Genomic DNA, 14,263 nt, shown 5'->3' on the forward strand with positions numbered 1-14,263 from the left:
TTACTCTTGTCTTAATGAGTTAATAGGATTAGCTACGGCTGCTTTTATGGTATTATAACTTACTGTAACTAAGGCTATGAATACCGCCACAACACCAGCTATTATAAATGGTATGGCGTTGAGATCAATCCTATAGGCAAACTCTTCCAGCCAGCGATTGATAAAATAATAGGCCGAAGGAATAGCTATGATAAACGATATGAATACCAGCTTAAGGAAGTCTTTTGAAAACATACTGGTAAGGCTTAAAACTGAAGCTCCAAATACTTTTCTCACGCCTGTTTCTTTCGTGCGTTGCTCGGTCATGTAAGCCGTAAGCCCAAACAAGCCTAGGCATGAGATAAATATGGCTACAATGGCAAAAATATTAGCGAGTTTTCCTGCTGTAGTTACCTGATCATAATTTTGTGAAAGATCTGAATCTAAAAAGGAATAGGTAAAAGGATATGACTGATCATATTTTTCAAAAATGCCTTTTATCTCACTTAAGGTTTCTGAAGTATGCTCTCCAGTAAGCCTAATGTACGCTCTGTAGGTAGCATCTCTTTTCAATCTTAAAATTACTGGCTCTATTTTTTGAAATAAACTCTGATGATGAAAGTCCTTTACCACACCTACAATAGGCGCTTTAGCTTCCCAAACAGTTATTTCTTCACCAATAGGATCTGTGAGGCCCATCGCTCTAATAGCGGCCTCATTAACTATATACTGGATCTTATCATCATTAGGAGCGGCTGTAAAGTTACTGCCAACCACTAAGTCTAGATTAAAGGTTTTTAAAAAGTCTTCATCTGTCTGCACTACATGAAACTGAGCTTCTTCATCTTGCCTTCCGGGCCAGCTTACGCCCCATGAAGTAGAGGTGATATTCAATGGGTTTTGATCTGCTGCTGCCACTGAGGCCACCCCTGGCAGTGCACGAACTTCGTTCAGGTAACTTTCTCTGTGAAAGGTGGCTTTATACAGCGGCTGTTGCACCAGGTTATCTCTGGCTATACCCAGATCCTTGTTCATTACAAACTGAATCTGCTCATAAATAATTATAGTGCCACTGATTAAGGCTATAGATAAGGCAAACTGCAGCACTACCAACATACGCCTAATCCCTCCAAATGATTTTGATTTATGATTGGCTCCCTTTAAGATAGTGACGGGTTGAAAACCAGAAATATAAAATGCAGGGTAACTACCCGCCAATATGCCTACCACCAGGCTAAGGCCTAATATCACCAAAAGAAAAAGTGGATCAGTATAAGGAATGGTCAGCTGCTTATCTACCAGCTGGTTAAATAATGGTAAACATACATCTGCCAGAGTCACGGCCAATACTGCGCTAATCAGTGTTATAATAACAGATTCACTCAGAAATTGAAATATGAGCATACCCCTTTTAGCTCCAGAAGTCTTTCTAATGCCTACCTCCTTGGCTCTTAATCCAGATTTAGCAGTAGATAGATTCATAAAATTCATCACTGCTATTAAAACTATAGCCAATGCCACAATAGTAAACATGCGTACATATTCTATTTTGCCAGTGGCATTTTCTACACCGGCACTCATATCAGATTTTAGATGATAATCATTAAAAGAGTATAAATGCAACCGGGTATAATCTTCACCATCTTCTTCTTTAGTATACTCCTTCATGAAATCACGTATTTGCTGATCTACCTTATATCTATCAGCACCCTCCCTGAGCATTACTAATAAGGTTTCATTATAATTATACCAATCACTGTCCGAAAAGCTACTTTGTGGCTCAAAAGGCAAGAGAAAATCGAATTCAAGCGAGCTCTGTTTTGGCAAGTCCTCCAATACACCCGTAACCTTGTATTGAATGATGCTATCTCCTTCGGCCATTTCCACTATTTTGTTAATCGCTGATATATCACCAAAAAGAGATTCTGCGTACTTCTTCGATAACACTACACTATAGGGATCATCCAAAGCAGTATTAACATCTCCTTCTACCAAAGGGAAAGAAAACATATGTAAAAAAGTTGAATCTACATATATGCCTGAGGGCTTCACCTTCTTTTCTCCATGAGTAAACAGTCTCCCCACTTCACTTGATATACGGCTGGTTTTTTCCACATCACTCACCTTTTCTGCCAAAAGTGGCCCTACCGCAAATGGTGTGGCATTCCAGTAAGAAATTTCTCCACCAATCTTAATTTCAGAAACCGTTAAGTATAATCTATCATGATTCTCATGAAACTGATCATAGGCCAACTCATCTCTGACCCATAATGAGATAAGAATAGCACAAGTAAGACCGAAAGCCAATCCGATAATATTGATCAAAGAAAATGTTCTCTGTTTCAAAATACTTCTAAAAGCTACTTTTATGTAATTTTTGAGCATATCTATTTAACCTTTTTCTTTTATTAGAAGCCACGCACATGCCACAAACACAAAATACTGAATATCAATATTTTAAGTAAATAAAAATTTTAAAATTCACCTTAATCGTATCATAATGATACAGTTTATTTGTGTCAACATGATACAGTTTTTAGATTTAGGAAAATAAAGCTGTCGATTAATTTAATGAAAAAGAAAGCCACTATTCTAATTCTTGATGATGATGATGATGTTCTCATCACCGCTAAAATGATTTTAAGAGCTCATTACCAAAAAATCATCACTGAAAATAGCCCTAAAAGTCTGGAAAGCCTACTAAAAAAGGAGCCTATAGATATCATCATCCTTGATATGAACTTTAAGGTAGGAGCTACGAGCGGTAATGAAGGGTTATTTTGGCTTCGGAAAATCAAGGAATTGACCCCGGCTACTTTAGTAATTATGAATACGGCTTATGGAGATATACAGCTGGCAGTTGAATGTATGAAAGAAGGTGCGACAGATTTTTTAGTGAAGCCTTGGGAAAAGGAGAAGCTCCTGGCTACGGTAAATACTGTTTACCAACTGGCATTATCTGAGAAAAAAATAGAACGCCTAACTGAAACCAAAACTGTACTCCATCAAGACTTGAGTGATCAGATGGGGGAAATGATTGGCAGCTCCGAGGCTATGAAAAAAGTGTATGATGCCATTAAAAAAGTGGCAGCGACAGACGCCAACGTGCTTATTTTGGGAGAAAATGGCACTGGAAAAGAACTAGTGGCAAGAGCTATTCATCAGTTATCTAAAAGAAAATCAGAGGCCTTTTTAAAAGTTGATTTAGGCGCAATATCAGATAACCTGTTTGAATCTGAGCTCTTCGGCCATACTAAAGGCGCATTTACAGATGCTAAAACAGATAAGCCGGGCCGTTTTGAAATTGCTGATCAAGGTAGCCTGTTTTTAGATGAAATAGGTAACATATCATTAGCACATCAGGCCAAGCTGCTTTCCGTATTGCAAAACAGGCAAATTACGCGTGTTGGTGCTAACAAGTCTACGGCCATTGATATCCGGTTAATATCTGCCACCAATAAAAACATTAACGAAATGGTAGATCAGGAGCAATTTAGAGAGGACCTGGTTTATAGAATTAATACCATTGAAATCTCCTTGCCCCCACTACGCGAACGAAAAGGAGATATTCCTCTACTGATTAACCATTTCATAAAAAAGTATGGCTCAAAATATGACAAAAAGTCCTTATCGGTTAATGATGAGGTAATGAGCAAACTGAGTCAATACCCATGGCCCGGAAATGTAAGAGAATTACAGCATGCTGTGGAAAGAGCGGTCATTATGTCGGCAGCCGGTACACTTACAGAAGATGACTTTCTAACGAAGAAAACTGTAAACTTCAATGTAAGCGAAGCATCTCTAAACGTAGGAGACGTAGAAAAGCAAACCATTATGCAAGCTTTAGAAAAAAGCGGTGGTAACTTAACAAAAGCGGCCAAAACGTTAGGTCTTGGCCGCAGTACTTTATATCGAAAAATGAATAAGTATGGATTATAATTTCTTACTTATCACTTATACACATATTCGTAACTTAGAGGATTCTGATCATAATCGCTATGCAGTACATTTCCTCCCGGAGTACCCGACGGACTAGTCGAGTTTTCTTCTGTTGGTCTTAAAGATTTCACAAAAACATTTCTCTTCACAAAATTGCTCAACTCCGTAGCATGTTGCTTGTATATATCATTTATTTCCATGGTGATTATTTTTTTAATCTTGCCTGGTTAATATCAAAAACCTGACCAAGAATTAAAAAGAGCTTTAATTTTCGTTAAATCGAGCTTATACATCAATTAAGCACTCATCATATTTCCACAACATGGAACATTTTGTTGAATTTAGAAGACAATTAGCTGATATACCGTACAATATCTGCCAAAGTGAATGTTTTTTCGCCATGTTTGTCACTCATCAAACATGGATCGGGCTGCCAATCTTTCTTTAAAAAGCTGTCACATTGTAACAGCATAGTGCCGAACACCTCCAGCAAAATGGCAGACGCCACAGGTCCCAGTTTTTCACCCTTCCCTATAATGTCCGCTTCACGCAGAAGATAAAAGAACAAAGGAGTATGATCGCATAGCTTATCTGCTATTTTCTTACTTATATCATTATCTGCAAAAACCTTTTCGAGCTTCAAATCCTGATTAGGATCTATCATGGAATATTTCTCTGACAACGCCTTTGCTACTGACTGCCCGGAAGGCAAAAGCATGACATAGCCGCGCAACAAGTTTCTAAAGGCTAAGGAATGATCATTCTGAGAGGAAAATTTACCTACTATTTCATCTGGCATTCTTATGAGTTCATCAGTAAGCAAATGGTCTATGGCCTTACAGCGTGCATAGTCCTGACATGGGTCTACATCAAGAATAAAGCGCCAGTCTATGGTTAGCTCCTTGGGTACATGACTAAAGCCAGAAGTATTAAAACGCTCATCAAACAACTCTATAGCTGTATATTCTGAGTTTATGGGGTATAATGATCTTACCAATGTATGACCAAAGCGATAGGCCGCCACAGAAAACTCTACCGGCATACAGATACGTCCAAAAGGATCTACAATATCATACTTGGGGTATTCATTATTCTTAATTTCGTTGAGCACGTAATCATAGATCTTTTCATCACATACTCGTTTAAGAAAATCATTTAAGACCAGGTATTGATAATGGTAAATTACATCTTGCTTGGCCTCTTTAAAATCTCTACCTACCAGCCGCCTATTATGAAAGCGAATAAAAAGAAGCTGCATCTGAGCCACAAAGATATTTTCATCGTTTCTGGGGTCTCCTATTAGAGCCGTTCCGGTTTTGGTTCTGGCCAAATCATTTTCATTAAACTCATTGCCCGTAAGCAACCTGCCATGCTGACTGTCATCATACAAATACGGACTGGCCTCAGGGCCAAAGCCATAGATACAATCAAGGTCTAATGAAGCTGATCTGAGGTTAGGCAATGCCTCATGATGATGGTGCCCTTTATGAGCAGGACAGCTTACCATCATCAATTTCTCGGCTTTCTGCTCCCCTCCATGCAAGGCTGTGGTAGTATCAAGAGTAACATCATGATCAATAAACTGAGCAAAAAAAGTATATGCTGCAGGAATATCACTGTTGGCAGATTCTAATCTAACATCATGCATTACCCCATTAGCTCCACCTAAAAGTGCTGCAATGCGTGCCGCTTCCTTATCTCCACTAATGCCATAGTCTGCTGCCCAGGTAGATAATTTAGGAAACATTTTACAGAAGGTTCCTAGTTGCAAGTGGCTGCAGCCTTGAGCCTTAGCCATGCCATGAATATGCTTTTCGCCTAATATTTGAGCCATAGTTATAAAATTTAGTTACGACGCTAATAATTGAAAAAGGACATTCACGTTCAGACCTCCGAGTAATGGAAGGTGGTGGTTCAGGGGATTACACTAAATCAAATGCTTGTGCATATTTCATTAGCGTAACAAAAGAATTGCTATTGAGCTTTTTATTAATGTTTTTTCGATGTTGCTCTACGGTCTTTCTACTTATAAACAAATAATCAGCTATAGAAGGATTGTTATGGCCCAAGGCAAGAAGTGTTAATACTTCTCTTTCTCGCTCTGTGAGACTAGCGAAGACTTCATAACGCTTTTTTACGAATTGTTCTTCACCCATCATGCGCTGTAGCTTTTTAGATGAGTAAGACACCTTGTCCATAGATTCTGTGGTTACATAAAAGCCATCATGCAAGCGCGACCTTTTGGCAGTAAGCAAAGTAGCTTTGTATTCTGCAGTATCAGGATCCAGCATTTTTATAATATTACTATAACTACGGAAGTAATCATTCTTATCATAAAACTGGCTCAAATCATGCCTAACATGATGGCAGGATGAATGATAATACTTAGTAACAAAAGTACTTTTTAAACTACGAGCTTCAGATAAGCTCAGATTGAGTTGCTGGCATCCTTCAGGATTAAGATATTGTATAGATAGATCAGTGTTATCCAAATGAAAGACAAAAGGCATCATCTCCCCTACTTCTTCCAAAGCTATTCTTCCTTCGCAAAGCCATTTATCAATCAATAACAGGTTAACACTGCCGGTATGCAGTATTTCCTGAGTATGATTCATAAATTTGTAAAATTAAAGCCTACAATAAATAATTTTAGTATTATTTTAAAACACTATTAAACAACTTATAATAAAAATACAATATATATGCATAATATTTATTGGAATTTCAATATATAACTATTATTCAACACTCACAAATCTTACTTAAGTAATTTTATATAGCTTCTCTTAAGCCCATATTGTAGTATATTTAAGAACTATGCAATTCAGACTTTCTTTTAGAGCTAAAATTATCACTCGCCTACTGTTGATTATAATTCTCAGCGTATCAGGAATTTATATACTTACGCATACTTATTTCTGGCTGGTGAGCTTTTGGTTGTTCTTGTTTAGCTTTATCCTCACCTATCGGCTGATCAGGTATCTGGAAAAGGTAAAGGCTGACCTTACTGGCTTTCTCATTAGCGTAAAGCAAAATGACTTCAGCGGAAATTATAGCAGACTACTGTCTGATAAACATGACCTGGATCTGCACCAGGCTTTTAATATTATAACCGGCGAATTTCAAAAACTAAGGAAGGAAAAGGAATCTAATTATCATTTTTTGCAAACCATAGTTGAGCATGCCACGGTACCTATGCTGAGCTATAGAGAAGATACTAATGCCATTAATGTCATTAATCAGGCGGCTAAAGAGTTGTTTAAAAAACCTTTTATCAATCAAATTGATTCATTAAAACTCATCAATGCAGACCTTACTTCACTCATACTACGGATAGAAAGTGGCCAAAAAGAGCTCATTAAGCTATCTATAGATAATGAATACTTAAACCTATCGGTCAGTGCAAAACAAATTAGGCTAGAAGGCGTGCCTTATAAACTGATTTCATTACAAAATATAAAAGCTGAACTAGACGAGAAAGAAGTAGAATCATGGCAGCGCTTAATACGAGTACTGACGCATGAAATAAAAAACTCTGCCATCCCCATTTCTACCCTTACTTCTGTAATTATACAGCTCATCACCAACCATGATGGGCATCTCATAGACCTATCTACTTTAGATGAAGAAGACCTTAATGATCTGCATTTAGGCATCAAAACTATTGACAAAAGAAGCAAAGGGCTGGTACACTTTATAAATGCCTATGGAGAGCTGGCCAAGGTGCCACAGCCGGAGTTAAGAACCATTACTTCGCAAGAACTTTTCAATTCTATAATTCCCCTTTTTAAGCAGCAGCTGGAAGAGAACGACATTCATTTTTCCCTCTCAGGAGAGAGCATGCCTTTACTTATAGACCATGATTTGATAGAGCAAGTACTCATTAATATCATTAAAAATGCGAAGGAGGCATTAGTCAATACCAAGAATGCTGAAATATACATCCATACTTACCAGCATAAAGGGCAGAAGATTATTCAAATAGATGACAATGGGCCGGGAATACCGAAAGAAGAATTAGACAATATATTCATTCCTTTTTTCACCACTAAAAAAGATGGCTCAGGTATAGGTCTAAGCCTATCCCGACAAATTATGCGAGCACACAATGGTAACATACAAGTGAGCAGCACAGATAAAGGCACGTCATTTTATTTGCAATTTTAGTTAGTGTAAATACCCTTAGTCATAAGATCGGTTAAATCACAAATAGGTCTTCATTCCTGTTGGTTTATATTACCTTTGAAGAAGAAACTATTAATATGGCTAAAACGACTACTACAGTATTTATTTCGGATGACATCGGTTCCGTTAGCGCAGAATGGTTATATGCAAAAGATGCCGTAGCTCAAATGGTATTGGGTCATGGAGCCGGAGCTGGCATGTACCACCCTTTCATGAAGCTCCTGGCTGTTAAATTACAGGAAAACGGCATTTCTACCCTTAGATACCAGTTTCCATACATGGAAGCAGGTAAAAAAATGCCTGATCGACCAAAAAAAGCAACTAAGACTATTGAACAGATTATAAAAGCTGTACATCAGGATTTCCCTGACACTCCCCTATTTGCTGCGGGTAAATCTTTCGGCGGCAGAATGACCTCGCAATTATTGTCTGAATGGCAGCCTGACTATATCAAAGGCCTTGTTTTTTATGGCTTTCCCCTTCATGCACCAGGTAAACCCTCTATAGATCGTGCAGAGCATTTAAAAGCTGTGGAGCAGCCCATGTTATTTTTACAAGGCACGAGAGACAAGCTGGCCACACCCGAACTGTTAGACCAGGTTACTAGCGGATTGACGCTTTCTACAGTAAAATATTTTGAAGGAGCTGATCATTCATTTGCCTATTTAAAGAAAAGCAATGTTAATGTAGATGAATCTATAGAAATGCTGGCCACAGCTACCCGAGAATGGATTGATAATATCCTTAACGGCGAATCTTAACAAAAAGCCATATTACTATAGCCACAATTAAAAATACCAGCAAAATACCAGTCCAGAAACCGGCTTTAAAAATACCTCCTATTACTTCACAACCAGGTAATAACAAGGCGAGAAACAAAAGCACTGTAGACCATTTAAGAGTTTTCATATTAGAGTGGGTTTTGCTATATAAATCAAAAAAGGCCTTGTTTGTTCAACATAGGCCTTTCATAATTCGTTCTGAGCTTAATCAGCCATTTCTTTAATCTTCTTTTTCCCTTTTTCTTTCACTTTTTCTGATTGGTTGAAGAACTCATCCAGCTTCTTATCTATAGAATCCTCGATAAGCTGCAAGGTATCTTTCCCTTTTCTAGGTGCAAACAGTACTCCGGCTACCACGCCTACACTAGCACCTAATAAAACTCCTAAAATGATTTTACCTTTTTCCATTGTGATATTGGTTTTATTATAAACGTTAGGATAGAAAATAATATGCCAACTGACTTTATGAAATTAATTAGTTTACCGTCTATTTAAAAGAGAGGCCCCAAAAATAGTGTAGTTACTGGTGGATAAATCTCAACTACCGTGTATTAAATACCACACCATAATTTTAATAAAACCTCAAAATATTAAAATAAAGGACTTTTTAATATGGCACACCTTTTTCTAAGGTTGTGATGAACTAAAACCAAATATGAATTACCATGAAACTATTTAATTTATTATTCGCGATTATATTTTTATCATCAGTGATGGTAGCATGTGATGCTCAAAAGACCACAGAAGCTGATAATGATGATCAAATCACAGTAGAAGATTTTAAAAGAGAAAGAGACGAGCTAAAAGCTGATATAGAAAGTGAATTAGAGAAAATAGACAATAAGATTGACCGCTTCACTGCTAAGAAAAAAGATCAGGCAGATGAGCTAAGCGATGAAGCTGAAGAAGAATATGATGAGCTTATCGACAACTTAAAAGACAAAAGAAAAGAGCTTAATGAAGAATTAGAAGAAGTTGAAAAGTCTTCTGAAGAAAACTGGGAAAACACTAAAGCCGATATCAAAAAAGGTTTTAATGATGCCAAAGCTGGAGTAGAAAAAGCTGCGCAAGACGTAGAAGACTTTTTTGAAGGTGACAACGATAACGTTTAATCCATAGAAGAACCACAATAACCAAAACCTAACCAATAGAAAGATATATGCTTAAGTTATTTATGCCTTTTCCACTAATACTCACCTTATTATGGGGAATATTACATGTGGGTTACGAAATGGGTAACTGGACGTATATCTTTCTTATTTCTGCTTTAGGTATACTGCTATATCGCCTACATAGGTATAACAACAACCTCTACATGTAGCTTATTTCCGCTTAAATGCTAGCATGTTTTCAGTAGAATCCTTCTCATCGTACCAATACCCATCATAATCAAAACCTTTTAGCTCATCTACGCTGGTAAGGGCATTTTTGATCATATATCTGGCCATCATTCCACGAGCCTTTTTAGCATAAAAGGAAATGATTTTATACTTATCGTTCTTGAAGTCTTTGAACTCAACATCAATCACTTTTCCCTTAAGGGCTTTTAAATTAACAGACTTAAAATACTCCTGAGAAGCCAGATTAATCAAAACATCATCTCCTTGGGCTTTCAAATCCTTATTTAAAGTCTTAGAAATGGTATCACCCCAAAATTCATATAAATTAGCGGCCTCTCCTACCTTCAGGCTTGTTCCCATTTCCAATCGGTAGGGCTGTATTAAATCTAAAGGGCGCAAGAGTCCATATAGGCCAGATAAAATACGGAAATGATCCTGAGCAAAATCAACCTCCTTTTCTGAGAATGATTCAGCTTCTAACCCTTGATAAACGTCTCCCTGAAAAGCAAGCATAGCAGGCTTAGCATGTTTGGGATCTTTCTTCTGAGTAAAATTATGATAACGTTCTACATTTAAAGTAGCCAGCTTTTCACTTATACTCATCAACTTTTCAATGTCTTGCTCTGATTTTTGCTTCAAAACCTCAATAAGCTCAAGGGCTTCTTTCTGAAATCTTGGCAATGTCTTTTTTGTAGAATAAGGTGTTTCGAAATCTAAAGTCTTAGCTGGAGAAACTATTGCTATCATTAATCTATATTTTTTCTGTAAAACTATGATAAGCACCACTGCTGTGCAATGAGATCATATAGTACTTATCTATGGCGCCAAAGATAGGATCTATGAAGAACTTTTAACCAAGCTTGCCGGCAATATAACCGGTAGTCCAGGCTGCCTGAAAGTTAAAACCGCCTGTAACGCCATCAATATCCATCACCTCTCCGGCAAAGTACATTCCTTCTACCACACGGCTCTGCATGGTTTTCACGTCAATTTCCGAAAGGCTAACACCCCCGCAAGTAACAAACTCCTCTTTAAAAGTGGTCTTACCTTTCACTTCATATATATCATTGATCAGTACATTCACCAGCTTATTGATACCCTTATTGCCTAACTCACCCCAAAGAATATCATTTCTAAGTCCGATTTTATTAATCAGAAACTCCCACAATCTGGATGGAATTTCAAAAGGATGTCCATTAAGCATTTTCTTCTTAGTATGCGCTTGTTGAAAATCGGCAATTGTAGTCCTAAGTATACTTTCGGCTTCATTAACCCAGTTGACTTGAATTTTAAAATCATAGCCAAGATCAGCCAGTATTCTTGCCCCGAAGGCTGAAAGCTTTAATACTGCAGGGCCACTCATTCCCCAATGGGTAATAAGCAATGGTCCTTCTGATTTTAGCTTGCTGCCCTGCACCTTCACCGCAGCGTGCTCTACAGAAAGCCCCATGAGCTCACGAATAGGATCATTAGGCATATTAAAAGTAAACAATGACGGAACCGGAGGCTGAATACTATGTCCTAGTTTTTCAATCCATGAAAGCATAGTCTGCTTTGGCGTTCCTCCTATAGTAACTATCACTTTATCCACCTCATAAACAGCACCTTCTGTTTGCAATTGAAAGATGGAATTTACTTGTTCAATATCATTTACTCCACATTTCAAATTGACCTTCACTCCTAGCTTTCGCGCCTCAGTAAGCAAACAATCTACAATAGTTTGAGAATCATCGGAGTCTGGAAACATGCGATTATCTGCTTCCGTTTTTAGACTTACACCCTGGCTTTCATACCAGTTCACAGTATCCTCTACGGCAAATTGACTAAAGGCCTTTTTTAAAAATTTTTCCCCTCTTGGGTAATATTTAGATAGTGCAGCATTATTATAGCAAGCATGCGTAACATTACACCTTCCACCACCTGAAATCTTCACTTTAGAAAGCACTTTAGTGGTTTTTTCATAAATAGTAACATCTGCCTCAGGGTGATGCTGCTTACACGAAATGGCCGCAAAAAAGCCTGCTGCTCCACCACCTATTACTGCTATCTTCATATTTATTCTTTCCTTATAAAAGTTGCAAAATAACCACATTTTGGGGAAATATTATACCAACGAGGAAATGAAAGGTCTGCTTCTACCCACAGATAGGCTAAGATGATACAAAGGCATTATTTTAGCTTAATCTCCTCTGAAAACCATATATAAACACTAATGGCGGTACTAGGAAATCTGATTAAAACGGCAATTGATTTAAGAGATAAGTTCACCAATGACTATCCTGATGCGGAAGCGCAACACCAAACACTTAAAAAGTTATTAGAAACAGCCAAGGATACAGCCTTTGGCAAACACTATAATTTCGAAGAAGTACTTACAAGTGATGATATAGAGAAAGCTTACGCTGAACGCATTCCTCTTCATAACTACAAGAAAATTCATGACGAATGGTGGCATAAAATACAAGAAGGTGAAGAAAATATTACCTGGCCAGGCAAACCTAACTATCTGGCGCTGAGCTCAGGAACCACCGGTAGCCACAGCAAACGTATACCTGTAACCGATGAAATGCTAGAGTCGATAAGAAAAGCGGCAATTATGCAAATTACCAGTATGGCCCATTTTGACATGCCTGCAGAGTTTTATGAAAAGGAAATTATGATGCTGGGCAGCAGCACCGACCTGAATATAAATGGTGAATTTGCTGAAGGAGAAATCAGTGGTATCAGTGCTAGCAATATTCCTTTTTGGTTTAAAGGATATTATAAACCAGGAGATCAGATTTCTAAGATTGAAGACTGGGATGAAAGGGTGCAGAAAATTGCTGAAAATGCCAGTAATTGGGATATTGGAGCCATTTCAGGCATACCCTCTTGGATTGATCTCATGCTTAAAAAAGTGATTGAATATAACCACTTAGACAATATCCATGAGATCTGGCCTAACCTAGCTGCTTATACCTCTGGCGGGGTGGCTTTTGAGCCTTACAGAAAGAATTTTGATCAGCAAATGGGTAAACCCATGGTTTACATAGACACCTACCTGGCCTCTGAAGGTTTTATAGCCTTACAAACCAGGCCTCAAACTGACAGTATGGCCATGCAGTTAGTAACAGGAAATGGTATTTACTTTGAGTTCGTTCCCTTTAAACCGCAATATCTTGATGAAAACGGTGAAGTAAAGCCAGATGCCCCTACCGTAACCTTAGATGATGTAGAAGAAGAAACAGATTATGCATTAGTGATTTCTACTGTAGCAGGTACATGGAGATATCTTATTGGTGACACCATTAAGTTCACTGATAAAAGCAGACAAGAAATAGTGATTACCGGTCGTACCAAGCATTTCCTTAATGTGGTTGGTTCACAGCTATCTGTCGATAAAATGAATGCAGCCATTAGCGGCATAGAAGAAAAATATAACATGACCATTCAGGAGTTTACCGTAGCTGCCGTGCGTGAAAACGGTGATTACATCCATAAGTGGTACCTGGGTTCTGACCATAATCAAAGCAATGAAACCCTGGCCCAGTCAATTGATGAGGAGCTTAAAAGTAGAAACAAAAATTATGGCGTAGCCAGAAGTAAAGCCTTAACGGGTGTTAAAGTGGAAGTGATATCTCCTGAAATTTTTCATGCCTGGAGCGAAGCAAAAAAGAAAAAAGGCGGACAAGTGAAAATGCCCCGAGTAATGAAAGAAGACGAGTTTGCAGAATGGGAAAGCTTCGTAAAAGAGAAACAAATGTCCGTTTCACGGGTGTAGATTAATAAGGTAAGTTAGGTGATCTCGAAGCAATGGAAAGCAAGCAGGCTGGAAGGAGAAGAAAGTTCGAGATGGCTTAACTACTCTATTTTCAATCGTCAAGTTTATTATAATAAACGCCGAAAATTCATCTAATTAATAATCACAACAGCTCCCGAAACATTAAACTTTTAGATGAGACATTTACACCTAATTTGCCAAGTAATATATTTAGGATAGAGTGAAACGGATTATTAAGAAGTCCTCTGGTTGTAGAAAGTCGCAAAAAATAGGCTTAT

Annotated in this window: 13 protein-coding genes; 5 read left to right on the forward strand and 8 right to left on the reverse strand. The window is 37.9% G+C overall.

What is annotated here, in order from left to right; genetic code table 11:
- Complete coding sequence (locus LVD15_RS22745; RefSeq protein WP_233777488.1) at window positions 1–2,364, reverse strand: ABC transporter permease; 2,364 nt, start codon at window positions 2,362–2,364, stop codon at window positions 1–3.
- Window positions 2,365–2,550: 186 nt separating this feature from the next.
- On the opposite strand from LVD15_RS22745, the gene LVD15_RS22750 reads away from it, so the two are divergent.
- Complete coding sequence (locus LVD15_RS22750; protein WP_233777489.1) at window positions 2,551–3,918, forward strand: sigma-54-dependent transcriptional regulator; 1,368 nt, start codon at window positions 2,551–2,553, stop codon at window positions 3,916–3,918.
- 11 nt (window positions 3,919–3,929) lie between these two features.
- Here LVD15_RS22750 and LVD15_RS22755 read toward each other — a convergent pair whose 3' ends face one another.
- From LVD15_RS22755 to LVD15_RS22765, 3 genes are all read right to left on the reverse strand, one after another.
- Window positions 3,930–4,118 (reverse strand): hypothetical protein, encoded by a 189-nt coding sequence (locus LVD15_RS22755; protein ID WP_233777490.1) that lies wholly within the window; start codon window positions 4,116–4,118, stop codon window positions 3,930–3,932.
- A gap of 152 nt (window positions 4,119–4,270) precedes the next feature.
- Window positions 4,271–5,752, reverse strand: coding sequence for a peroxidase family protein (locus LVD15_RS22760; RefSeq protein ID WP_233777491.1), 1,482 nt, complete (start codon window positions 5,750–5,752; stop codon window positions 4,271–4,273).
- 88 nt (window positions 5,753–5,840) lie between these two features.
- Window positions 5,841–6,533 (reverse strand): response regulator transcription factor, encoded by a 693-nt coding sequence (locus tag LVD15_RS22765; RefSeq protein WP_233777492.1) that lies wholly within the window; start codon window positions 6,531–6,533, stop codon window positions 5,841–5,843.
- Between the two features lie 202 nt (window positions 6,534–6,735).
- Here LVD15_RS22765 and LVD15_RS22770 point away from each other — a divergent pair, with 202 nt between their 5' ends.
- Together LVD15_RS22770 and LVD15_RS22775 are read left to right on the forward strand one after the other, a co-directional pair.
- Window positions 6,736–8,085 (forward strand): sensor histidine kinase, encoded by a 1,350-nt coding sequence (locus LVD15_RS22770; RefSeq protein ID WP_233777493.1) that lies wholly within the window; start codon window positions 6,736–6,738, stop codon window positions 8,083–8,085.
- 95 nt (window positions 8,086–8,180) lie between these two features.
- Window positions 8,181–8,864 (forward strand): alpha/beta hydrolase family protein, encoded by a 684-nt coding sequence (locus LVD15_RS22775; protein WP_233777494.1) that lies wholly within the window; start codon window positions 8,181–8,183, stop codon window positions 8,862–8,864.
- On the opposite strand, the gene LVD15_RS22780 is transcribed toward LVD15_RS22775, so the two are convergent.
- Together LVD15_RS22780 and LVD15_RS22785 are read right to left on the reverse strand one after the other, a co-directional pair.
- A complete protein-coding gene (locus LVD15_RS22780) occupies window positions 8,848–9,012 on the reverse strand; it encodes a hypothetical protein (protein ID WP_233777495.1) in 165 nt (54 codons plus the stop codon). The two genes, LVD15_RS22775 and LVD15_RS22780, sit on opposite strands and share 17 nt — an antisense overlap.
- 77 nt (window positions 9,013–9,089) lie before the next feature.
- Window positions 9,090–9,293: a YtxH domain-containing protein gene (locus LVD15_RS22785; protein WP_233777496.1), complete on the reverse strand. Its 204-nt coding sequence runs from the start codon at window positions 9,291–9,293 to the stop codon at window positions 9,090–9,092.
- Between the two features lie 257 nt (window positions 9,294–9,550).
- On the opposite strand from LVD15_RS22785, the gene LVD15_RS22790 reads away from it, so the two are divergent.
- Window positions 9,551–9,997, forward strand: coding sequence for a sll1863 family stress response protein (locus LVD15_RS22790; RefSeq protein ID WP_233777497.1), 447 nt, complete (start codon window positions 9,551–9,553; stop codon window positions 9,995–9,997).
- 210 nt (window positions 9,998–10,207) lie between these two features.
- On the opposite strand, the gene yaaA is transcribed toward LVD15_RS22790, so the two are convergent.
- The gene (gene yaaA, locus LVD15_RS22795) at window positions 10,208–10,972 is read right to left on the reverse strand and encodes a peroxide stress protein YaaA (RefSeq protein WP_233777498.1); all 765 of its coding nucleotides are present in this window, start codon (window positions 10,970–10,972) and stop codon (window positions 10,208–10,210) included.
- Window positions 10,973–11,075: 103 nt separating this feature from the next.
- Window positions 11,076–12,278 carry a BaiN/RdsA family NAD(P)/FAD-dependent oxidoreductase gene (locus tag LVD15_RS22800; protein WP_233777499.1) on the reverse strand — a complete coding sequence of 401 codons (1,203 nt, stop codon included), beginning with the start codon at window positions 12,276–12,278 and terminating at the stop codon, window positions 11,076–11,078.
- A 159-nt stretch (window positions 12,279–12,437) separates the two neighbouring features.
- On the opposite strand from LVD15_RS22800, the gene LVD15_RS22805 reads away from it, so the two are divergent.
- Window positions 12,438–13,985: a GH3 family acyl-acid amido synthetase gene (locus tag LVD15_RS22805; protein WP_233777500.1), complete on the forward strand. Its 1,548-nt coding sequence runs from the start codon at window positions 12,438–12,440 to the stop codon at window positions 13,983–13,985.
- The last annotated feature ends 278 nt before the right edge of the window (window positions 13,986–14,263 follow it).

The organism is Fulvivirga maritima (genome assembly GCF_021389955.1).
Lineage (GTDB): Bacteria > Bacteroidota > Bacteroidia > Cytophagales > Cyclobacteriaceae > Fulvivirga > Fulvivirga maritima.

Excerpts from the sequence above, each read along its gene's own strand:
- LVD15_RS22745 (WP_233777488.1), bottom strand. The coding sequence starts at position 2,364 with ATGCTCAAAAATTACATAAAAGTAGCTTTTAGAAGTATTTTGAAACAG.
- LVD15_RS22750 (WP_233777489.1), top strand. The coding sequence starts at position 2,551 with ATGAAAAAGAAAGCCACTATTCTAATTCTTGATGATGATGATGATGTT.
- LVD15_RS22755 (WP_233777490.1), bottom strand. The coding sequence starts at position 4,118 with ATGGAAATAAATGATATATACAAGCAACATGCTACGGAGTTGAGCAAT.
- LVD15_RS22760 (WP_233777491.1), bottom strand. The coding sequence starts at position 5,752 with ATGGCTCAAATATTAGGCGAAAAGCATATTCATGGCATGGCTAAGGCT.
- LVD15_RS22765 (WP_233777492.1), bottom strand. The coding sequence starts at position 6,533 with ATGAATCATACTCAGGAAATACTGCATACCGGCAGTGTTAACCTGTTA.
- LVD15_RS22770 (WP_233777493.1), top strand. The coding sequence starts at position 6,736 with ATGCAATTCAGACTTTCTTTTAGAGCTAAAATTATCACTCGCCTACTG.
- LVD15_RS22775 (WP_233777494.1), top strand. The coding sequence starts at position 8,181 with ATGGCTAAAACGACTACTACAGTATTTATTTCGGATGACATCGGTTCC.
- LVD15_RS22780 (WP_233777495.1), bottom strand. The coding sequence starts at position 9,012 with ATGAAAACTCTTAAATGGTCTACAGTGCTTTTGTTTCTCGCCTTGTTA.
- LVD15_RS22785 (WP_233777496.1), bottom strand. The coding sequence starts at position 9,293 with ATGGAAAAAGGTAAAATCATTTTAGGAGTTTTATTAGGTGCTAGTGTA.
- LVD15_RS22790 (WP_233777497.1), top strand. The coding sequence starts at position 9,551 with ATGAAACTATTTAATTTATTATTCGCGATTATATTTTTATCATCAGTG.
- yaaA (WP_233777498.1), bottom strand. The coding sequence starts at position 10,972 with ATGATAGCAATAGTTTCTCCAGCTAAGACTTTAGATTTCGAAACACCT.
- LVD15_RS22800 (WP_233777499.1), bottom strand. The coding sequence starts at position 12,278 with ATGAAGATAGCAGTAATAGGTGGTGGAGCAGCAGGCTTTTTTGCGGCC.
- LVD15_RS22805 (WP_233777500.1), top strand. The coding sequence starts at position 12,438 with ATGGCGGTACTAGGAAATCTGATTAAAACGGCAATTGATTTAAGAGAT.